Below are 21109 nucleotides of genomic sequence, written 5' to 3'. Positions count from 1 at the left end.
CTACTCACGGCGCATCACCATCTCCGCGTGCAGCGTCATGCTGGTTGCGCCGGGCCTGCCAATCAGGCGGGCGAACAGCGAACCTGTCGCAAACGGATGCACGTAGTTGGTGCGCACGCGGATCTGAGCCCCGACCGGCGCGTCGTTCTGCGAGCCGTCAGCCAGGTCGCCGAGGGTGGTCCAACCGCTCCATACACCGGCGCTATACGTGCGGTACATGATGTCGTAGGTCAGATGGGCCGTGGTCAGCGTCGAGGCTGTAGTGAGAATGCGATTACCGACCTCCGACTGCAGCCGCCCGACCGCCGCCGTCCTGGCACCCTCGCGCGCCGCCTGCTGGATGCTGAGTTGGTCCTTGAAAAGGAACCCGAACTCGATGATCCCGAAAAGCAACGCCAGCAGCAAAGGCAGCACCAACGCAAACTCCACGCTGGCCGTACCTTGGCGATCTGTCTTGCGTCCCGGTATCATCTTGGCATCCATGGTTGGAACCCTCTGGCTTGCACCGACACCTTCCGCTCAGACCGAGCATGGCACCCCGGACAAGGTCTACTAACCCGGGGCTATTATGCCCCGCCCGGTTCTCCCCAGGTTCCAGAAACGCTCAAGAGTTCCGTTGGCCTCCCGCGGGCCGCTTGAGCGGGCCGGCACGCACTGTAGCTCAGCCCAACCCACGCACAGGCCTCACGCGTGGGACCAGCCCGGCCCTGCTCCTGGTCCAACCCAACCGACCCAACAACCGGCTTCTTGAGACTACGCAGACTCCCTCTCTATTGGGGCCGGCCCTGTTGCCACCAGATGGTGAACAGGCAGCCCGCCAGAATGGCGACGGCATACGGCAGTCGAAGCTTCGAGCTCGTCTGGGCAATGTCCATGGGCATCTTCAGACAGATCTTGAAGTAGACCGCCTGCCAGACGCGCTGGAGACTGTGTCGCAGCACCCCGCGCCACAGGGCGACGAGGATACCGAACACCCCGCCAACGATCAGCGAGATGAGGATCGCCCACAGCAGGAACTGCGGCCCCTGCAGCGCTCCCACGGCTGCGAAGAGCTTGCAGTCACCCGCACCGAGGATACGGCCGACCAGTGCACTGAGGAAGAAGAGAGCCAGCCCGAGGGCCAGACCGGCCAGGCTAAGTCCCAGACCGGGTAGACCCTTGGCGATGGTATTGAGGACCAGACCGAGGAGGGCAGCAGGGAGGGTGACGGCATTGTAGATCTTGCCGTCGCGCACATCGGTGAAGACCGAGATCACCAGAACAGCGCAGGTAGCAACAAGTACCGCGACTTGTCCGGGAGCCATGATCACCGCCAGCTTCGCTTGGTGCTGTAGTGTAGAACTGTAGATGGCGAAGACTACCCGACAAAAGTATAGACTGCTTCTCGTGCCGGTTGCAAGAGCAAAATGCCAGAACTCCGGGCGGAGGCCCCGCCGCCGGGGCCCGCAGGTATCACGGGCAGAGGCGCCGAACCACTGCGCGGGCGCTCTCCCGCACCCCGTCTGACCCGTCGAGGAGGCCGTGCATGGAGCCGTCCGTCGCCCCGCTATCTGACGATGCCGACCAGCTTCCTCTCCGTCCCCTGCGCCACCACCTGGCCCTCACCGTCTACTGGCTGAGCAACTCCTTGGTGTGGGGAGCGCTGCTGCACACCGGGCTACAGAGCCGCCTCGGTGACTGGTTCGGCGAGCAGCACATCGGCCTGTACTTCGGGATCCTGGGTGCCGCCGGCGGCGTGATCGGGACCGTCACGCAGATGGTCGTCGGGGCCTTTAGCGACCGCTCGCTGCATCCCTGGGGGCGGCGCCGCCCCTTCCTGGTGGTCGGTGTGCTGTGGGGCACCGGGGCTCTGGTGCTGCTGGGCGGGTCCCACTCCTTCTGGCCGCTCGCCGGCGCGCTGATGCTGGTCCAGATCGGCACCAACGCAGCCCTGGGGCCGTTCTCGGCGCTGCTGCCCGACACTGTCAACCCCCGGGAGCACGGCAAGTCCGCCGGCCTGCTGGGCGTAGCGCGCCTGCTGGGCGATGTCGGCGGTCTCATCCTCGCCGGCTTGCTGCTCGGGGCGGAGAGCCTGTCTGGAGACCAGCGGGCGGTCCTCCATGACCAGCGCTTCCCGCTGATGTGTAACTCGATGGCGGGCTTCATGCTGCTGACGATGGTGGTCAACTGCATCATTGTCCGCGAGAAGCCGCTGCGGCACCGCCCGGCCGCGACCCCCTGGCAGACCATCGCTCGCTCCTTTGATGTGGACGTGCGGGGCTACCCGGACTTCTTCTGGCTGTCGCTCTCCCGCGCTGTCACGAACATTGGCTTCTACATGTTCCTGCAGGTCACAATCCTGTACCTGGAGTTCAGCCTGGGCCAGACCAACCCCGAGGGCGCCAACATGCACTTGATGCTCCCGGCCATCGCGGCGGCCGGGGTCGGCAGTGTCATCTCCGGCACCATGTCGGATCGCTGGGGCCGCAAGCCGCTGATCTTCTCGTCCCAGTTCATCATGGCAGGCGCCTGCGCTGTCTTTGTGATCGCGCCCAACATGACATGGGCGTATGCCGCCGCTGTACCGGCCGGACTGGCCTATGGCATCTTCACCGCCGTCGAGTGGGCCCTGGCCTGCAATCTCCTGCCCCGCGGCGAGGCCGCCCGCTATCTGGGCGTGTGGAACGCCTCGGCGGTCGTGCCCCAGGTACTCGCCTTCGCCACGGCCCCGCCCCTGGGCAGCGCCATCTCGCGGCTGGCGCCGGGTCTGGGCTGGCGGGTGGACTTCGCCCTGACCGTCGTGCTGTGTCTGGCGGGCGCGTGGTTCCTCCGCTTCGTGCACGAGCGGCGGCACGCCGCCGCCGAGGCGTGCCCCGTCGCTGCCGGCCACTGAGGCCCTCTCCCCCACCCATCCCCGCAGATCGAGGTCAATGGCATGTACGCAGCATCCTGGAGTGGCGGCAAGGACGGTTGCCTGGCCACCTACCGCGCCCTCCAGCAGGGCCTTCCGGTCCGCGTCCTGCTGAACACCATCGCCGACACCTACCAGCGCGTCCGCTTCCACGGCACGCCGAAGGACTTCGTCCGCGCCCAGGCCGAGGCCATGGGCCTGCAGCTCCTGCAGTGGCCGACCCCGGACGACACCTATGAGGAGTCGTACCAGGCCGCTCTGCGCGAGCTGAAGGGCCGTGGCGTCGAGGGCATGGTCTTCGGCGACATCTTCCCCGAGGCCAACCGCGATTGGGGCATCCGCATGTGCCGGGCAGCCGGGCTGGACTGGGTACACCCTATATATGGGATGGACACCCAGCAGGTCATGGCCGAGTTCCTGGGTGCGGGCTTCGAGGCCGTCATCGTCTCCGGCCGTCCCGACGTCTTCAGCGGTGCGCAGATGGGGATGCACCTCGGGCCGGAGTTCCTGGCATGGGCGGCCGCGCAGCCGGCCCTCGACGTGTGCGGCGAGAACGGCGAGTACCATACAGCAGTGGTAGACGGTCCGCTCTTCCGCCAACGGATCGAGATCACTGAGAGCGAACCGGTGCAAGTGAACGGCCACTGGTTCCTGGATGTGCGCGGGTGGCAGTTGAGGGGGAAGAGTTGACGGGAGTACCATGGTAAGGTAGACTATGATCGATCACATGCGCGTATAAGGCGGTAAGATCATGCCTGCCGTGACCATCTCACCGAAGTACCAGATCGTCATCCCCAGAGAAGTGCGGGAGCAGCTGCGCCTCAAGCCGGGGCAGAGAGTGAAGCTGCTTGTGCTCGACGGCGTCGCCACTCTGGTTCCGGTGGTCCCGATTGAGGAGTTGCGGGGCATCGGCAAGGGACATACGTACGAGGGCTACCGCGAAGAGGAGGATGAGCAGCGATGGCCGTCGTGATCGATTCCTCAGGCTGGCTGGAGTACTTCCTCGAAGGACCGCTGGCGTCCGCGTACGCCAAGCATGTGAAGGCGCCGGACGTGCTGGTGCCGACGGTTGTGCTCTATGAAGTGTACAAGATCCTGAAGACCAGGCTCGAGCGTGCCCATACCGCAAGAGCCATGGCACAGATGACCGAACGACAAACCGTACCACTCGAGGACAATCTGGCCCTGACTGCGGCGGAGATCAGCCTCGCACACAACCTCCCGATGGCTGACGCCATCATCTATGCCACCGCCCAGCAGCATGAGGCTAGGCTCATCACCAGCGACGCCCACTTCGCGGAGCTACCCGGCGTTGAGTACATCGCAGACAAAGCGTGACCCGGGAGACGCGCCCGCCGATGGCGCGTTTGGCCTCACCGCTTCAGCGTCGTCTGCTCGCGCGCGATGACCCGCTCGTCGTGCCCCAGCAGCTCAGCCACGAAAGTGTACTCGTCCGGGGACACCAGCTCCCCCTCGGGCCGCCGGCTCAGCTTGGTCGTCTCCCACCGCCCCGTGGGCAACACCTCCACCATCCCCTGCCATAGCATCCCCACCCGCTCAGGGAAGCGCTGCTTGTAGACAATGCTGAGGCGCAGGCGAGCGCCGAAGGGCGCCTGGCCGGCGACGACCAGCTCCGGCCAGTCGTCCAGCCACCGCGTGGGCCGCGTGATGCTCAGTTTGGTGTCAGCTTCCGTCTCCACCCGCAGGTCCTGCATCCGCCCCAGCGTTGCCTGGCGCCGCCCGATGACGCGACCATGCTCGCTGAGGGCCTCGACTACGAAGGTGTAGCCGTCCGGGAAGACCACGCCCTCGGCGGGGCGGCCCTTCACCTTCGGTGTCGTCCAGTCGCCGGTGGGCAGGGCTGTCAGCTCCCCCTGCCACAACACCCCGGTCGCCTCGGGGAAGGTCTGGCGGTACATGATCGTCACGCGCAGGTGCGCGTTGGGCGGGGCCTGCCCGGCCACAGTCATGTCCGGCCAGGCGTCGAACCACCGGGCCGGGCGGGTGATGTTAGGGTTGACCCGCTGACCGCGGTGTGGCCCGCCCTGCGGCCCGAGGTCCTCATCCCTGACGGTGACCCACGCCTCGGCCTCGACATTGCCATACTCCCGCACGCACGGCGCGCCCAGCTCGGGCTGGAGCCGGACCGACACGCGCCCACCCTTGCCGACCCACCCAGTCATGCCCAGCGTCCGCTCGCCGGGGGTGAGCTTCACGTACGGTCCACCGTTGAGTGACACCCAGATGACCTGGCCGGACTGGTTGTCGCAGACGCAGGCGCTGCCGAGGGCGGGCACCAGCATTCCCCCTAGCAAGGCCAACGACAACAACTGAACGAGGCTGCGACTGAGGTTGCGGCCGGGTCTCATCATGATCGTTGGTGTTCCTCTCAGACGGAACTCATTCCAGCGCATGGCGGGTCAACGTGGACGCAGTCTCGGCTTCTGCGTCGGCGCGTCGGCGGGTCTGTGCCAGCAGAATGATATGTGTCCGAATATGTGTAGACATCCTGCGGCCGCAGGAGGCTCTGGGCCCCACGCGACGCTCCGGACCACCCGCCTGGCCATAGAATGCCGCCGCCGCGGCGCGGCGTCAAGTGCGACGCCCATTTCGCGAAGCTGTCGGGGGTGAAGTACGCGGCGGCGGAGGGGGAGTGAGGGGAAGCGCAGGGGCGATGGGACTGATGACCCCGGATATCGACGTTTGTGCTACAATGACACCAAATGGCACCCGAAGAGCACCTCGATGGCGAGCAGGTTGCCCGGCAGGTCCGCTACTGGCGTGACCTGGCCCAGTACGACCTCGAGACAGCCAAGATCATGCTGGTCAATGACCGGTACCTCTACGTCGGCTTCATGTGCCACCAGGTCATCGAGAAGGCGCTCAAGGGCCTCATCGTCTGCGCCACGCGAAGCATGCCGCCCTACACACATGCTCTCGTGAGGTTGGCGAAATCGGGCGGTTCGTACGACGAGCTGCCAACCGAGGATCAGGCGCTATTGGATGTACTGGAACCGCTGAACATTGAGGCGCGCTTCCCGGCGCAGAAGGACGCCCTGTTGCGGTCCCTCTCCGCCGAGCGCTGCCGCACGCTGATCGAGAACACGGAACGGTTACTGACATGGATAAGCGACAGGTGCGACGCCGGGTCGCGCAGTACGCCCGAGTAGTCGCTGCGGAATTCCCGGACAGTCAGATCGTCCTGTTCGGCTCGCACGCCACCGGCGAGGCGGGCGCGGACAGTGACATTGACGTGGCCGTGATCTTGCCCGAGATCACGGGGGACTTCCTGACACTGGCCGCACGGTTGTGTCACCTGCGCAACGACATTGACCCGATGATCGAGCCGCACCTGTTGTCCCGCGCGAACGATGACAGTGGGTTCGTCCGCGAGGTCCTGCGCACCGGCGAGGTCATCTACCGGGCGGCGTAGGGGCTCCCGTCTTCCCTGCCCCACCCTCACAACGTCCCCACCGGAATCGCCCGCGCCCTCTTCGTCAGCGGCAGGGCCTGCTGTGCCAGGCAGACGACGCCTCCCTCCCCCACGTCCAGCCCCAACCTCCCCAGCGCCGCGAAGATGCCCACATCATCAACTCGGGGAGAGGCCGTCTTCTTGATCTCGAGCGGATACGCCTTCCCGCCCTGCGTGATGAGCAAGTCAATCTCCCGGCGATCGTGGTCATGGTAGTAGTAGAACGGTGGCTCCTTGCCGTTGTGCCAGTAGCTCTTCAGCAACTCCCCAATGACCCACGTCTCGAGAAGGGCGCCCGACATGGCCCCCGCCTCCAGCACCTCCGGGCTGGGCCACTGCGTCAGGTACGCGCAGAGTCCGGTATCGAGGAAGTAGAGCTTCGGCGCCTTGACCAGACGTTTGCTCAGGTTGGTGTAGTACGGCTGCAGTAGGTAGACGATCCCTGAGGCCTGGAGAATCGAGAGCCAGCTCTTCGCGGTGTTGACGGCAATATCCGTGTCGCGTGCCAACTGCGACAGGTTCAGGAGTTGGCCGGTCCGCGCGGCCGCCATTCTCAGGAAGCGCAAGAAGGCGCTCTCATCCCCCACGCGCGCCAGATCGCGCACGTCGCGCTGCAAGTATGTCTGCACGTACGAGCTGTAGAACAGGTCCCGGTCCACGTCCGGGTGGAGCGCGATGGCGGGCAGCGACCCCCTGAAGATGAGTCGATAGAGCGCCGGTAGGTCCAGCCTCCCGCCGCTGGCCTCGCGCGACTTGATCTGCTGCCCAGTAGGCAGGAACGGCGGCACGGCGGCGCCCTGTCCCAACATTTCCCTGCGCGACACGCCCAGCAGTTGCAAAATCGCCACGCGCCCGGCCAACGATTCTGACACGCCCTTCATCAGGTGGAACTGTTGCGACCCCGTCAGCCAGAATAATCCCGGCTGGCGCACCCGGTCCACTTCCATCTTGATGTACGGCAGCAGTTGCGGAGCGTACTGAATCTCATCAAACAGCAGGGGCGGCCGAAAGCGCTGGAAGAAGAGTGCCGGATCCCGCCGCGCGAGGTCAACGAGGGTCGGATCATCAAGCGACACGTAGGTACGGTCCGGTCTGCTGACGTGCCGCAGCAGGGTCGTCTTGCCGACCTGCCGCGCGCCCGTGAGCAGCAGGACGGGGAACTGCCGGGAGGCGGTCCGGGTGAAGGCTTCGAGGGTGCGGGCGAGGTAGCGTGGCATGTACATGGTACCGGGTATGTTGCAGGATGACTGCAATATACCCGACGGGGCGGGCTGCTGTCAAACGCCAACGACCTCCGCAGCCCTATCTACGGGACGGTACGGCGGAGGGCGAAGGGGTAGGCGGGTAGCCGGTAGCCCAATTGCGTATGGTGTCCGCGGATTGACCAGCGATGGCTGCGGGTTCGTCCGCGAGGTGCTGCGCACCGGCGGGGCCATCTACCGGGCGGCGTAGGTGACGGCCAAGTCCGTCGGGACTGCGGGCGGCACCCGCGGATGGCCGTTGCTTCACGAACTGTCAGGCCCTGGTCTCGCCGGCCCAACTTGACGCTGTGCAAGCTGTCTGAGCAGGTCAGTCTGAGTCTCAAGGAGTGTCAAGGCACGATCTGTCGACATGAGCGCCTCGGCTGCTGCCTGGCTGAACGCGCTGAACCAACTCCAGATGAGCACCCCGGTCACACCACCCGCAACAGCCCCGATCCCAAAGTCATCGTTGCCATTCGCCGCAACCGCCATGCCTGCCACCATAGAGACTACGCCGCCGACAATCCCTATCACGGTCACCACGCTTCCCCAGGCTCCCAGACGGTGAGCCGACCTCTCCAACGGACTGCGCAGGTCGATAGATGGAAGGGAAGGTCCTTCGGGAGCAGACTGAGCAACCTGACCGTGCGGCGGGAGCTGCGACGCGAGTTGCGCAATGGGGTCAGCCGTGCCAGTGGGGCCAGGAGGATTCGCCCTGCGCAACCTCCGCGGATCAACACGTCTAGCCATGGTGAGGTCCCCCTACTGACGGTCGCCAGCAACAGCGATACAGTCAACGTCTGTTGGTTAGCTGCCGATAACAGTTCGGCGACGCGGCGACCCTATCCTGCCGACTCACTCGCGGGAAGCGGCGATGATCGCTCGGACTTCAACACCCGTGAGCCGAGCCTTGTCCTCCCCGTTTGTTCTAGCCTGACCGACCAGGGCGCTGGCCACCGCCTTGATCGCTGGAACACACTTCGGCATGTTCTCATTCACCCAAGCCATGGCCCTCATGTTGAGCCGGCCAGCCGCATCATCGCTGTGCAGCAGGTGAGCGAGAGCAGCCATAGCGTCCTGAATGCACTGCCAGTCATGGTGGCATTCCTCGCCTTGGGCAAGATGATTGAACCTGACCTCAGCCCACACGCCCGCGTGTAGGGACACAAGCCGCTTGTAGTAGCGGGTGGCTTCACCATCCCCATCGCAGTCCGTGGACCTCGTCTCACCAGACCCATGCTCACACTCGACCCACTCCACATGACGGCCGATCTCCTCGTCGGTTACAGCGTGGCCTGCTTCATGGCAGCAGCATATCTCGGACTCGGACATAGGCAATGACCTCCACAATCGTTGGTGGTGACTGTGCCATGGTCGTATCGTGCCGTCAAGCGGGTCAGAATTCCCCAACTCCCTCACGACGAAGGTCTCTCCCCCGTCCCCGGCGAATTCCCTCGCTTCTCCCATCGCGAGACAGCTTTCCTGTGCCAAAGAGGAGCGATTGTGATGCTCAAAGCTCTGCCCGATCTGAAGCAAGCCTCCCCCAAAGTCCCCACCATTGGCGTCTTCGCCACCGGCGATCCGCGCGTGGATGAGGAGTCGCGGCAGCGTTGCCGCAACATCGTCGAGATGGTCGCCAAGACCCTCGCCGCCAAGGTCAAGGCGCCCGGCGGCGAAGTCAATGTCGTCTGGTCCCCCGTGCTCGTAGACGGCGAGCCGCAGGCTGACATCGTCGCCGGTCAGTTCAAGGCCGCCGGCGTGGATGCCCTGGTCTGCGCTCCGGATACGTGGGCCTTCCCGCAGCTCAGCGTGATCTCCCTGCTGTCGCAGTTCCCCCGGGACATCCCCATCAACATCACCTGCGGCAACAGCGGGCCCAAGCCCGGCGTCGTGTTTGCCCATGCCGTGACCGGGGCCATCGCCCAGTATGGCAAGCTGGCCCACCTCAATGTCGGCACGTGGCCCGACACCGGCCAGAAGCCCAAGATGACCGAGGGCACCGCCCAGGCGCTGGTGGACTGGGCCTATGGCGCGCTGACCTACACCGCCCTCAGGGGCCGCCGCGTCGTGGTCTTCGGCCATGACAGCATGGGCATGGAGACGGCGCTGGCGCACATCATCCCGACCCGCAACACCTTCGGCCTGGAGATCACGCGCCTCGACATGAAGCTGCTGGCCGACATGCTGGCGAAGAAGTCGTATGACGAGAAGGAACTCAAGGCGCTACGGGCGTGGATCAAGCGCATGGTGGGCGACCGGGTCGAGATCCGCGACGAGGCCGACGAGGCGCGCTTCCAGCAGTCCCTGGCGATGTACCTGATCGTCCGCGACCTGATGGCTGACCTGAATGCGGTCGGCGGCGGGTTCATGAGCCAGCTCGAGTGGGGCTCCGACCGGCGCGGCCTGCCCCTCCCCGTGGCCGATGTCATGGAGTCTTTGTTCAACTCCACCTTCGACCACAACGGCAAGAAGGCTCCGGCGCCCTTCGCCACCGAGGCGGACGTGCAGGGCCTGCTGACGATGCTGTTCTTCTCCTACCTCACCGCCGGCGCGCCGCCGCTGTTCATGGACTTCCGCAAGGTGTGGGAGCCGTGGGAGATCAACGCCCTGGCCGAGAAGCTGGGCCTGGGCAACGTCGAGCCCGACGCCCTGTGGCGACGCAAGGGGCTCGTGGATGGCGACAACTCCGGCAGTGCGGCCTTCAACTGGGCCGGAACGCCCGGCATGAGCGTCAAGGACATCATGGCCAACGTGTCCTTCCCGCTGGCTGACGAGTTCTACTTCCCCGGCCTGGGCAACTCGGCAGCCTTCTACAGCCCCGGCGGCATCGAGGGCATCGCCGGACGCATGGCCTACAGCGCCCTGACCAACACCTTCAGCATGGTGTGGGACGAGGCGTGCACGGTGGACCTGCCCGATGAGCTGGCGCAGGCTGTGGCAGCCACGAGCACCCCGACCTGGCCACACACCTGGGTGGTGCCCAAGTATGCGACCATGGGCGAGTACAAGCAGTTCGCCCCGGCCAACCACTTCCACATGATCTGGGGTCTCGCCCCCGCGCGGCTGCAGGTCTGGATGGACCTGGCGAACGTGCTGAGCGTCGCCCCGTGGCAGGCGCGCCCGGCGTACCTGGAGGGCGTGGACCGGCCCACGCCGCTGTTCTACCACATGAACGGTGGGGAAAACGCGACGAAGATCAGGACGGCAGGGAACAGGTAACGGGGAACAGGGAACAGGAACGAGCATGGGGCGCGGTCAGTCGTTGGCCGCGCCCCTATTTCTTGACAGGGGACGAGTAGTTGGTCATAATGACCATCAGGAGCTGGTCATAATGACTACTACGTCTGAGGCGGAAACGGCTGAGTACAGTACGGGGAAAGCGAAGGCACACTTCTGTGAACTCGTCCGCCGAACCGAACTCACAGGCGAGGAGATCGTTCTGACGAGACGTGGACGGCCCGTAGCCAAGATCGTGCCGATACAGACAGAGCCAAGAGAGGCAGCGCGGGAGGACTGGGTTCTGCGGGTGGCAGGAATGCTCGACGACGCCCCTGAGGTGCTTGAAGCCATTGATGGGGTCTACCGTTCCCGACAGAACGACACCTTCCGGCCGCTGCACTTCGCGTGGGATGAAGAGGCATGAGAGTACTGCTGGACACCGACGCGATGACTCATCTCATCCGAGCAGACAGGCCACAGCTTTCGTCCCGTGTGATGACAGTGGCGCTGCACGACAGGTTCACCTCCGCAATCAGCCTCGGTGAACTCCTGTACGGATTTGAGCGATCCGCGCGGCACGAGCACCTGCGCGCCATCCTGGACGAGATCGTTCTCCCCGAACTGACGGTCCTGCCCTTCGACGAGGCGGCAGCGTACCAGTATGCTGTGCTGCGTGTCTCTCTGGAGCGCCAGGGACAGACGCTGCATGAGGCCGACTTGCGCATCGCCGCCATCGCCCTCGCCCACAACCTGGCCCTCATCACCGGCAACACCCGCCACTTCCGCCGCATCCCCGGCCTGCGGGTGTATGACTGGCTCAACGCCTGACCCCTCGCAGGCCGCCGCGCCCCCGCCGCCGAACCTCTCCCCCACATCACGACCTCACGGAGGCTCCCATGCGCACCGGCGCGGTCCTGTGCTGCCTCTGTCTCGCCACCGCCCTCGCCTGGCCGCTCGATCAGGGCGATGTGCTCTTCTACGCGCCCTTCGACGGTACGGTCACCCCTGCCTTGGCCGTCGGGGACAAGACCCCGCGCACCGCAGGCCAACCCACGTTCCAGTCCGGCAAGCACGGGCAGGCTGTCGTCTGCCAGGACAAGCAGTTTGGCCTCTCGTACGCCGCACCGGGCAACCTGAACCCACAGCATGGGTCGCTCTCGCTCTGGGTCGCGCCGGTGGCCTGGCGCCATGGCGACGGCCGCAACCACAACTTCATGGTCCTGCGTGGCGAGCCGAGCTACTTGCTGTACACCTACATCTCCCTCCCGACATACTTCCTGCAACTGGAGGGCGGCAACCCGCGCGTGGGCACGGAGGTGGACTGGCAGCCGGGAGAGTGGCACCACCTCGTGGCGACCTGGCAAGACCGCGACTTCCGCCTCTATGTGGATGGCAAGCTGCGCAGCGTGGACAGCGAGACGATGTCGCTGCCACGTCAGACCGGCGACCTGTTCGACGTGGGCTCCCACAACTTCGGCTGTGAAGACGCGACGGCCTTCGATGAGCTGATCCTCTTCCGGCGGGCCCTGGCCGCCGAGGAGATCGCGGCGCTCCATGAGTGGACGCTATCGCCGGAGGGGCAAGCCTCGCAGGCGCCGGTGCCGTCGGTCGCCGATGTGCCCCTCCTGCAGGCCAGCCTGCGCCATTTCCCGATGGCCGGGCGGGTGGAAGTCACGGTGCGCCCCACCGGTGTCGGCCTCGCGGACGGGCAGGCGTTGCCGGTGCAGGCCAGTCTGCTGGATGCAGCGGGCAAGTCGCAGGCCAGCCAGCAGGCGAATGCCTTCCTGGGCAGACCCAGCCTGCTCACCTTCGACGTCGGCAAGCTGGGAGGGGCGACATATCGCGTAGCCGTATCCGCGGGGACGGCCAGGCCGCTGGAGTTGGCCTTTGAGCGCCGCGCACAGCCGGAATGGCTCGGCAACACGATCGGCCTGGATGGCAGCGTGCCCGCCCCGTGGACGCCGGTGGAGGTCGCACAACGGGGCAAGGAGACACGGGTCCGGACATGGGGGCGCGAGATGCTGTTCGCCGGCGGCCTGTGTGATCAGGTCACGACCCAGGGGCAGGCGTTGCTGAGCGCACCCATCGGTCTGCATCTGCAGGAGAAGGGCGCCCCGGCATCTTGCGAGATGGGGCCCGCCGCCGTCACCTCCCGCACGCCTGAAGCCATCGTCCTGTCATCCACGGGCACACTCGCGCCGCTGCAGCTACGGATCCAGACCACCTGTGAGTTCGACGGCTTCACGTGGTTCGAGATCGAGCTGACCCCGCCGGCCACAGGCGCGGCCGTGGACAGCCTCGCCCTCGAGATGCCCTTCGCGAGGGACCAGGCGACGCTGTTGTACTCGGGCACGTACTACCCGTCGCTGGACAACGGCACCGGCGGGATCACCCCGGCCGGCTTCACGGGTGGCTGGCGGCCCTGGTTCTGGGTGGGCAACGAGCGCGGCGGGCTGGAGTGGTGCGCCGAGGACCACCGCGGCTGGGTGCTATCCAAGCCGAAGGAGGCTCTGAGCGTCGTCCCCACGGCTTCCTCCCCCCCGGCCCCCTCCCTGCAGGGCGGGGGAGCCGTGATGGTACGGCTGAACATCGTTGACAAGCCCACGAAGCTGACCCAGCCCCTCAAGCTGGCCTTCGGCCTGCAGGCCACGCCGGTCAAGCCCCAGCGCGCGGACCGACGGCGTTGGCGGGCCATCGGTCAGCAGCCCGGCACCGGCCTGGAGAAGACCTACATGCTCCCCGCCGACCGGCACGTGCGCGGGGTCACGCTGTGGAATGAGGGCTGGACCGACACGTGGATGATCCCCAAGCCGCGCCCCACGGCGAAGGACACCATCGCCAAACGAGAGCAGGAGGGCATCCGGCCCTGCATGTACCTGGCGACCCACACCGTGGACCCGCGCGAGGAGTGGGTGCGGTACTACTGGGACTACTGGCGCACCACGCCCGGTGAGACGTTCGACCCCGCGTGGCTGGCAGACAAGAGCTACTACGTCGAGGCCGGGATCTGCCAGGCCTCCGGCTACCAGGACTACTTCATCTGGCTGCTGGACCGGGCCATCCAGAGCACCGACCTCAAGGGCCTGTACTTCGACAACTCGGTATCACGCGAGTGTGACAACGCGCTGCATGGCTGTGGCGCCGCCGTCCCGGTGGCCCGGCAGGAGCAGGCCGCGCAGCAGGACCCGTCCGGCCCGCGCTATCCCATCCTCGCAGCCCGGCAGTTCTACAAGCGCGTCTACCGCCTCATGCGCGCCCACGCCCCTGACTCGCTCATCGCCATCCACATGAGCGGCTGGCCGCTGATGCCCCTGCAGGCCTTCGCCGACATCATCTGCGACGGCGAGAACTTCACCGGCTACATGCAGGTCGTGAAGAAGGAAAAGGGGTGGGACAACTACTGGCACACGCTGCCGCTGGATGTGATGCGCGCGCAGTACCGGAACCACTGGGGCCCCGAGACGGCCTTCCTGCCCGAGTTCGGCCGGGCGCTGGGCAAGGAGTGGAACGAGAACACCGCCCACACCAGGGAGTCGGTGGAGCACTTGATCGGCCTGTACTTCATCCACGACTCCGGCCTGTGGCCCTGCTGGTCCACGCTGGAGCCGTACGGCCGGTTCTTCCAGGCCCAGGACCGCTTCGGGTGGGATGAACAGGTGGCCTTCGTGCCCTACTGGGATCTGCAGGGCCTCGCCTCGATCAGCACGACGGCCGACCTGAGCCACGCGCAACCGCCCGAGGAGGCCGCCCGCGCCGGCAATCCCCCGCTGGTCATGTCGCTCTTCCGCCGGCCCGGCAAGGTCATGTTCGTGCCCTACAACAACACCGACCAGGACCTGCCGGTCACGATCAGTTGGGAGGCGGCGAAGCTGGGAGTAGGGCCGGCGACGGAGTTGGAGGACATCTTCCGGGGGACAAAGGCCAAGGTGACGGGCCAGCAGGTGACCGTCACGGTGCCCAAGCGGAACTTCGGGATGTGGACGGCGCCGTAGAGGGCTACTTCCGACGTAGCCGCTCCTGGACCCACGTGACGACCTCACGAGCGATGCGCACCGCCGCTTCCCAGTCCTCCCGGGACACCGGGGGTACCGAGGTTGGGTAACGTGTCGCAACGGCATAGGCCGTGAGGTCCGCGGCTTCGTGGAAGCTGTCGGGTAGATCCATTTTCTCGTGCAGCAGCGCGAGCAGCGCCCGAATGTCATGGATGTACGGCGGCTCCTCATCCAGGCTCAGCATGAGCGCCTTCAGAGCCTTCTCCACGGCTTGTTGGGCATGGAACGAGGGCTGCTCGTACATGGCGCCTGCGGGCGGCGCAATCTCGGAGTACAGTAGGTCGGACTGCGCTGAGTGCAGCCACTGGGCGAGTACATCCGGATCAGGTGACGTGGGTGCCATAGATCGCTCTCCCCTCACGCACGACGTTGCGGTAGATGAGACCCTTGGTGTCGCGGTAGCGCACCAGGTCGTCCTCACTCGCGACCAGAACGTCCACCGGCGCCTGCAGATCGCCCAGACTCCTGTAGATGAACCTAGCGGTCCCGAGCCGGTCCACCCCTTCGGGCATCACCACCATGACGTCAATGTCGCTGTGCGGTCCCACCGCCCCGCGCGCCGCGGAGCCGAACAGGATGATGCGCAGCGGGTGTACCGCCTCGACGATGCGCCGCACCAACTCATCGATCACGCTCTGGTCCACCGTCGTCATGCCCATGTCACCATTATAGAAGACGCCCACGCGCCCCACAAGCGCTACCCGGACATGTCAGGTCACCCCAGGTACCGCCGCTTCTCCTCGAGGTAGAACTGCAGGCTGTCATACGAGATATCCGGCGGGAAGGTGTGGTCGAGGAAGGGGATGTAGCCCCCGCTCGCCAGCAGCGGCGGCAGCTTGGCGGCCAGCTCCTGCGTGATGGCCTCTCGCCCCCGCGCGATCTGCAGCTTGTCTATACCCCCGCCCAGGAAGAGATTCTTCCCGTACTCCCGCCGCAGGCGCAGCGGGTCCATGCCCGAGGCCTGTTCCAGTGGCCAGTGGCCCGTAACGCCCGCTTCCAGCCACAGGGGGAGGAGCGGGGAGGAGTCCCCGTCCGAATCCACCCACACATACTTGATCCCGGCCCGGTTCAGCCGCCCGATCACGCGCTTGTAACCCGGCAGCAGGAACTTGCGGAACAGCCCCGGTGAGATCAGCGGTCCGCCCTTGCCGGCCAGGTCCTCAAAGAAGTTGAAGCAGTCGAACTGCACCTCGGAAAGCGCCCGCTCCATCGTCGCGAGGAAGAAGTCGGTCAGGAACTCGACCATCTCCTCGATCAGCGCCGGATCGTCGTAGAACAGGTATGTCAGCGGCAGCGTGCCCACCCACGAACGCAACTGCGAGTAGAAGCCGAAGGCGCCGTTGGTCTGCAGGAAGAGTGGGTAGTCGCGCACGGCCCACTGCGCCTTCAGCTCCTCCCAGTTGGCCGGGTAGCGTTCCGGCGTCGTGGGGTCGTAGCGGCGCTTGAGGTCGCGGAACGAGGCGCGGTCGGTGACGGGGAAGCCAATGTACTCATCCATGCACCAGCGGGTGCCGCGGACCGTCCCCTCCTTGAGCGCCTTCGTCACGATCCCCGTGCCCCCGCGCGCTATAAGGTAACGGTCTGTCTCCTCGAGCACCTGGTACTCGAAGCCCGGCATCATGCTCGTGACGACCGGAGCGAAGCCGCGGGCCAGCAGCCCCAGGCCGGGCGCACCATCGAACCAGTTGCGGACATAGTCGGGGTTGTCGGGCATCCCCTCCCCGATCCAGCGCTCGAAGGCTTGCCCCCATGCGCCCAGCTCGTAGTTGGGGACCCAGTCCACCGGCTCGAAGGCGTTGATCCGCAGGAAGACTTCGCGATGGGTCATGTCAGCTTTCCTCAACCGGTGATGGGCTGGACAGCAGCGCGCAACTCAGCGGCGGCAAGCGGACGGTGGTCGTGCCGTCACGCAGTGCCACCTCCCGCGTCCTGTCCTCCGCTGCGCAGATCGCCAGCTCCGCCCGCGCGCCCAGGCGCGCGTCACACACCGTGATCTCCTGCGCCTCGGTCGTCCAGTTCGCCAGCGCTACGCCGTGCCGTCCATCGGGGGCCTGCCAGGCACAGTGCGCTACCGCCGGCACGGCGTGATGCTTGCCGTTGTGGTCCCACTTGCAGGTCGCCGTCACCACCTCCGCCGGGCGCTGCATGCGGCCGTAGACGAGGAAGTCCCGCCCGGCTCCGCGCCGCAGGGCTGTCGCGACGCGCATCATCTCCAGGGCATTGGCGTTGTTGCCGACCTTCGGCTCCCAGTCCGCCCAGTTCACCGTCTCGCGGTTCAGTAACGTCCCGTCGCCGGTCATGACCGCGCCGACGATCTCACCCCACACGCACTCCCACGCCGTCCGCGCCGCGATGGCCACCGGCTCGGGGCCCCAGCTCATCATGCCGTGCATCAACGTGCATTCGTGGAAGATATAGTGGTAGACAGGCACGAAGGCGGCGTCACCGCTGGTAGGGACGCTGATGCGCACATCGCTCTGCTGGAACAGCGGCAGGCAGAACTCGTTGGTCGGCCACTCGGTCGAGTGGATGACCTCCGCCTCCCCGGCTTCAGCAGCGGCGGCGTGGAAGTCGCCAATCATGTCTGCCATGGCCCGCGCCATCCACTTGCCGGGCAGGCGGGGGTGGCCGTGCGCGTCGGAGAAGCACGGGAAGGTTGAGGCGTTGCAGTTCTGATCGAAGAACTGGATGCTCTCCACGCCCCAGCCGATCAGCCGCCGCACGAAGTCCCGCGCGATCTGTCGCGTCTGCCCCTGGGCCATGCAGGTGATGACACTGGGCCGCCAGGATTGGTCCCAGTTCTCATGCCACCACTCGCCACTGGGCTGGAGGCACAGGCCCTGTTCGCCGTGATGCTCGCGGAAGTACTCCGCGCCGTCATAGCCGTTGAACAGGTGCCTCATCACCCAGCGCGTGCCATTGCAGAACGAGCCGACATGCCAGCCCCGGTCGCGCGCCAGCTGGCAGAAGTTGGTCAACGACTCGTCGCCCCCGACCGGCGGGAAGCAATCGGGATACACCCACGGGCCGCCGCGCTCCCACGACATCAGCACCGCCACCAGCGGCGACTGCACACCCGCCGCGACTTGCTCCAGCAGCGGGATGCACTTCTCGTAGGGCAGGAACTCCTCGACGGGCGGCGCCGGCCCGGCATCCACGTAGCCCTGCAGCCGGATGGTGATATGTGGCGGGGATTCCAGCAGCCAGCCCGGAAGGTCGTCGCGGTCGGTCAGCGGCGTGGCCCAGTGCTGCTGCAGCGTCCACTCCCGATACAGGTCCGCCGCGTCGTACCAGTCGCCCTGGAAGCTGCCGACAAGCACGCTGTACTCCAGCGTCCTCTCCCCCACCTCCGGCCAATCACCCACGTGCGCAAAGCCCAGCCGCAGGCCCTCGGGCCGCTGCAGTGCGCGCAGCAGCTTCACGTTCCCGGCGGTGTCGTCGCAGGCCATGTAGAGCCCGACGCGCGCCGTGTACCAGGCGAGGAACTGTGCGAAGGAGCGTCCGGGGTAGTGCTGCGAGTTGCCGTTCTCAGGCCAGAACTGCCAGCGACGTGGCTCGTCGGGTGGGCGATGCTGACCGCCGGTCAGCACCCCCTGCACCTCCGGCAGGAGCACGGTCGCCTCCGGCTCGTCCGGCACGACCACGAAGGGGAACTGCAGATCGGTAATGAGCAGCCCCGCGCCGTTGCGGACGGTGGCGGTCCAGCGGCTGCAGCGGTCTTCAGGGGCGGCCTGGATGGTCAGGACCACATCGAGATCAAGCCCACCGACGCGGGTGAAGGCCAGTGTCAACGAGTGGTCGCCCGGCGTGGCCGCCGGCTCGGCCTGCCGCGAGTCCAGCGTCACATAGGCCCCGTCGGCGAGATACTGCAGCACGAACGCGGGCTGGTCGTCGTGAACGGCAATCAGGTTGTACTCGGGATCAGCCAGCGGCGAGAACCGCACCAGCCGGCCCGTGTCCAGATCGAGAGTGAGCGCATCCAGCTTCGTCCTCAGTGTAGCCGTGTGCACTGTCTACCTCCGTGCTACTTCCCCTCTATCATGATGAATGTCACTGAGTGCGGCGGGACGTCGTACGTCAGGCCGTCCGGCTTCGTCGGCGGATCGGCCAGGCTCGCGAACGCGGCGTCATCTTCCACCAGCGGCTTGCCGTCCGGGTTGCCGTCGGAGAGCACGTACGCCTCCGAACCCGCGGCGGTGAAGTGGGACCAGCCAATCTTGCACGGGACCGTCTTGTCCCACGAGCCGTTCGCGATGATCACGTACATCGTCTTGCGGTCCTCGCTCAGCGTCACCAGCACAGGCGTGAGCGGGCCCGAGGGAGCGGTGCCCGGCCTGAAGGTCGGGTCGTCGCCCTCGGCCGGCGTGTAGTATGGCGCTGTCCCGACCGTGTTCAGCACTTGCTCGCCCACGTGGCGGTTGAAGTAGTAGTACAGCCAGTACAGCATCGAGCGCTTCTCAGGCGCCTGCTGGAAGAGGATGGCGAAGCCCTGGGCGTTGAGGCGGTTGAGCATCTGCCAGGCACTGGCCCCGCGCAGCATCCCCTCACGGGCCGTGTAGATGAGCCGCACCCCGCGGTGCAGCACACCGAAGATGTTGCCGTTGCGGTCCACGTAGTCGGCGCGCTCGCCGTTGGGCCCCGCGCTGTGAGAGCCCCATTCCGTGTCCAGTTGCACGACCTCGCGGCCGGGGTTGTACTCGCGGATCAGCGCATTGACCCGCAACATGCGCTCCAGTACGCGGAAGTTGTCGGTCAGCGCGATGGCTTCGAACTTGCGGCGATGCACTTGCCCGGCCGCGTAGTAGTGCCCGACTACAAAGTCATAGCTGCCCGCCGCCTGCTTGAGCAGGTAGCTGCCCCAGCTCTGGCTCTCGGTGATCGCGATCCCCACCTGCGCGCCGGGCTGCGCCTGCTTGATGGCGGCCGAGACCTCCCTGACGTGCTGCACGTAGTCATCGGGGGTGGCGAAGGCACTGTCGGCGCGGCGAATGTAGGGCTCGTTGCTGACCTCCCAGTACAGGAAGCGGTAGCCCTTGTCGGTGCATTGCCGGGCCGCCCGCGCCCACACCTCCGGCGGCAGCTTCGTGTTCGCGCTCTGCGTCTCCAGCTCCAGTACCGTCTTCTCCTGTGGGATGCCGACCTTGCCGATCAACGCCACGATACGGTCAATGGCCGCCTCCACTCCGAAGGGCTCGTCCCCGACCGCATAGAACCGCGTCATGGGCAGCTTCAGAGCCTCGATCGCGTCCTGGACCTCGGGGTTCAGCGTGTACTCCCCTGGCTTGTTGTACGGCTCGCCCGTCCAGCCGACGACACGATGGAACGAGATGCCGCCCACGTCCCTGGTCGCCGGACGCAGGGGCTGGCTCGCGTCCACAGTGAACTCCAGTCGGTCGCCGGGCTGCAGGCGATGCTGCAGGGGCTCGAACTGTAGCGACCGTTCATCCACCATGCGCCCGGGCTTCGTGGTCGGCTCCTGGGTCAGCACGACATCGTCAAGCCAGAGCGTCTTCTCGAGCGCCTGGTCGCGTGTGGGGATGAAGCTCAGCAGAATGAGCTTGCTGCGGTCGGCGAAGTAGTCCCAACCCTCGTAGACGGTGAAGCGGAACTGCCGCCACTCGGCGCCGACGTTGATCGTGAAGCCGCCGGGCGACGGCGCGTCCACGAACGGGTTGATCGTCTCGTAGGCGGTGAAGAGGAACTCCGACGCGCCCGGCTTGTCGGTGCGCGCCCAGAAGCTGACTTGCAGCATCCGGCCGGCTTCGGCGTGCAGGGCCTTGTCGGGCGCCGACACAATGTAGCCGGCGGTGTTGGCGGGATGGAAGAGCCGGAAGCAGGCCTGGCCGCCGTGTGGGTTGGTGGTGTCCCGTGTGTAGTTGGCCGGGTTTTTGTAGACCTGGGCCCCCCACATCGCCCATCCCGGCGGCGGGCTCTCGGTCGAGGCCAACTCGAAGTCGCCGTTGAAGCAGAGGTTGTCCGCGGCGTAGGCGAGGCCCACCGACAGGAGGGTGGCCACCAGCGCGAGCACAGGTCGCGTGTTCATGGCCCGCATTTCCCCAGCAGCCCTCCTTGACCTGCGACGGCCCTACGGCACCGCCGATGTTGATGCTTGACAGACAGGACAGAACCGTATATCGTTTGTCTATACACTTCCGGCGCATGGGGGCAGACCCGGATGGTCTTCACCGAGGTCGAGTGTTCGGCGGCTGTGGCCGACAAGTAGTGGCACAAGCAT

At 66.2% G+C, this 21109-nt stretch carries 20 protein-coding genes; 10 read left to right on the top strand and 10 right to left on the bottom strand.

The genetic code is table 11. The features are described from left to right. Both LLH23_04290 and LLH23_04285 read right to left on the bottom strand, forming a co-directional pair. Positions 1-483, bottom strand: coding sequence for a pilus assembly protein (locus LLH23_04290; GenBank protein MCE5237693.1), 483 nt, complete (start codon positions 481-483; stop codon positions 1-3). A gap of 287 nt (positions 484-770) precedes the next feature. Further along, positions 771-1304: an A24 family peptidase gene (locus LLH23_04285; GenBank protein MCE5237692.1), complete on the bottom strand. Its 534-nt coding sequence runs from the start codon at positions 1302-1304 to the stop codon at positions 771-773. A 221-nt stretch (positions 1305-1525) separates the two neighbouring features. Here LLH23_04285 and LLH23_04280 point away from each other — a divergent pair, with 221 nt between their 5' ends. The 4 genes from LLH23_04280 to LLH23_04265 all read left to right on the top strand — a co-directional run bounded on the left by LLH23_04280 (position 1526) and on the right by LLH23_04265 (position 4228). Beyond that, positions 1526-2872: an MFS transporter gene (locus LLH23_04280; protein MCE5237691.1), complete on the top strand. Its 1347-nt coding sequence runs from the start codon at positions 1526-1528 to the stop codon at positions 2870-2872. Between the two features lie 42 nt (positions 2873-2914). Beyond that, on the top strand, positions 2915-3580 hold the full coding sequence (locus tag LLH23_04275; protein ID MCE5237690.1) for a diphthine--ammonia ligase: 666 nt from the start codon (positions 2915-2917) through the stop codon (positions 3578-3580). A 61-nt stretch (positions 3581-3641) separates the two neighbouring features. Then, positions 3642-3863: an AbrB/MazE/SpoVT family DNA-binding domain-containing protein gene (locus tag LLH23_04270; protein MCE5237689.1), complete on the top strand. Its 222-nt coding sequence runs from the start codon at positions 3642-3644 to the stop codon at positions 3861-3863. Further along, a complete protein-coding gene (locus LLH23_04265; GenBank protein MCE5237688.1) occupies positions 3851-4228 on the top strand; it encodes a type II toxin-antitoxin system VapC family toxin in 378 nt (125 codons plus the stop codon). Before LLH23_04270 ends, LLH23_04265 begins: the two co-directional genes overlap by 13 nt. A 35-nt stretch (positions 4229-4263) precedes the next feature. Here LLH23_04265 and LLH23_04260 read toward each other — a convergent pair whose 3' ends face one another. Next, positions 4264-5262 carry a hypothetical protein gene (locus LLH23_04260; GenBank protein MCE5237687.1) on the bottom strand — a complete coding sequence of 333 codons (999 nt, stop codon included), beginning with the start codon at positions 5260-5262 and terminating at the stop codon, positions 4264-4266. Between the two features lie 351 nt (positions 5263-5613). Between LLH23_04260 and LLH23_04255 the strand changes: the two genes are divergently transcribed. Both LLH23_04255 and LLH23_04250 read left to right on the top strand, forming a co-directional pair. After that, a complete protein-coding gene (locus LLH23_04255) occupies positions 5614-6060 on the top strand; it encodes a HEPN domain-containing protein (protein ID MCE5237686.1) in 447 nt (148 codons plus the stop codon). Further along, positions 6012-6323 carry a nucleotidyltransferase domain-containing protein gene (locus tag LLH23_04250; GenBank protein MCE5237685.1) on the top strand — a complete coding sequence of 104 codons (312 nt, stop codon included), beginning with the start codon at positions 6012-6014 and terminating at the stop codon, positions 6321-6323. The genes LLH23_04255 and LLH23_04250 overlap by 49 nt, the downstream gene beginning before the upstream one ends. A 26-nt stretch (positions 6324-6349) precedes the next feature. Here the strand turns inward: LLH23_04250 and LLH23_04245 are convergent, their stop codons facing one another. Together LLH23_04245 and LLH23_04240 are read right to left on the bottom strand one after the other, a co-directional pair. After that, entirely contained in the window at positions 6350-7579 is a 1230-nt protein-coding gene (locus LLH23_04245) for an ATP-binding protein (GenBank protein MCE5237684.1), read from the bottom strand. Positions 7580-8458: 879 nt separating this feature from the next. Continuing rightward, a complete protein-coding gene (locus LLH23_04240; protein MCE5237683.1) occupies positions 8459-8935 on the bottom strand; it encodes a hypothetical protein in 477 nt (158 codons plus the stop codon). A gap of 174 nt (positions 8936-9109) precedes the next feature. On the opposite strand from LLH23_04240, the gene LLH23_04235 reads away from it, so the two are divergent. The 4 genes from LLH23_04235 to LLH23_04220 all read left to right on the top strand — a co-directional run bounded on the left by LLH23_04235 (position 9110) and on the right by LLH23_04220 (position 14814). Beyond that, positions 9110-10822, top strand: a complete 1713-nt coding sequence (locus LLH23_04235) for a hypothetical protein (protein ID MCE5237682.1) — start codon at positions 9110-9112, stop codon at positions 10820-10822. 112 nt (positions 10823-10934) lie between these two features. Continuing rightward, complete coding sequence (locus tag LLH23_04230; protein ID MCE5237681.1) at positions 10935-11246, top strand: type II toxin-antitoxin system prevent-host-death family antitoxin; 312 nt, start codon at positions 10935-10937, stop codon at positions 11244-11246. Beyond that, the gene (locus tag LLH23_04225; GenBank protein MCE5237680.1) at positions 11243-11650 is read left to right on the top strand and encodes a PIN domain-containing protein; all 408 of its coding nucleotides are present in this window, start codon (positions 11243-11245) and stop codon (positions 11648-11650) included. Before LLH23_04230 ends, LLH23_04225 begins: the two co-directional genes overlap by 4 nt. 68 nt (positions 11651-11718) lie before the next feature. Continuing rightward, positions 11719-14814 (top strand): LamG domain-containing protein, encoded by a 3096-nt coding sequence (locus LLH23_04220; protein MCE5237679.1) that lies wholly within the window; start codon positions 11719-11721, stop codon positions 14812-14814. A gap of 4 nt (positions 14815-14818) precedes the next feature. Here LLH23_04220 and LLH23_04215 read toward each other — a convergent pair whose 3' ends face one another. From LLH23_04215 to LLH23_04195, 5 genes are read right to left on the bottom strand one after another with little or no spacing between them, the layout of a single operon-like run. Continuing rightward, complete coding sequence (locus LLH23_04215; GenBank protein ID MCE5237678.1) at positions 14819-15217, bottom strand: HEPN domain-containing protein; 399 nt, start codon at positions 15215-15217, stop codon at positions 14819-14821. Then, the gene (locus tag LLH23_04210) at positions 15198-15557 is read right to left on the bottom strand and encodes a nucleotidyltransferase domain-containing protein (GenBank protein MCE5237677.1); all 360 of its coding nucleotides are present in this window, start codon (positions 15555-15557) and stop codon (positions 15198-15200) included. The genes LLH23_04215 and LLH23_04210 overlap by 20 nt, the downstream gene beginning before the upstream one ends. A gap of 32 nt (positions 15558-15589) precedes the next feature. After that, positions 15590-16702: a hypothetical protein gene (locus tag LLH23_04205; protein MCE5237676.1), complete on the bottom strand. Its 1113-nt coding sequence runs from the start codon at positions 16700-16702 to the stop codon at positions 15590-15592. Between the two features lies 1 nt (position 16703). Beyond that, complete coding sequence (locus LLH23_04200) at positions 16704-18884, bottom strand: DUF6259 domain-containing protein (GenBank protein ID MCE5237675.1); 2181 nt, start codon at positions 18882-18884, stop codon at positions 16704-16706. A 14-nt stretch (positions 18885-18898) separates the two neighbouring features. After that, positions 18899-20917, bottom strand: coding sequence for a hypothetical protein (locus LLH23_04195; GenBank protein ID MCE5237674.1), 2019 nt, complete (start codon positions 20915-20917; stop codon positions 18899-18901). Positions 20918-21109: the final 192 nt, after the last annotated feature.

It is taken from the genome of bacterium (assembly GCA_021372615.1).
Taxonomy (GTDB): domain Bacteria; phylum Armatimonadota; class Zipacnadia; order Zipacnadales; family UBA11051; genus JAJFUB01.
The sequence above is the reverse complement of the archived record's forward strand: the minus strand, read 5'-3'. Positions and strand labels throughout refer to the sequence as shown.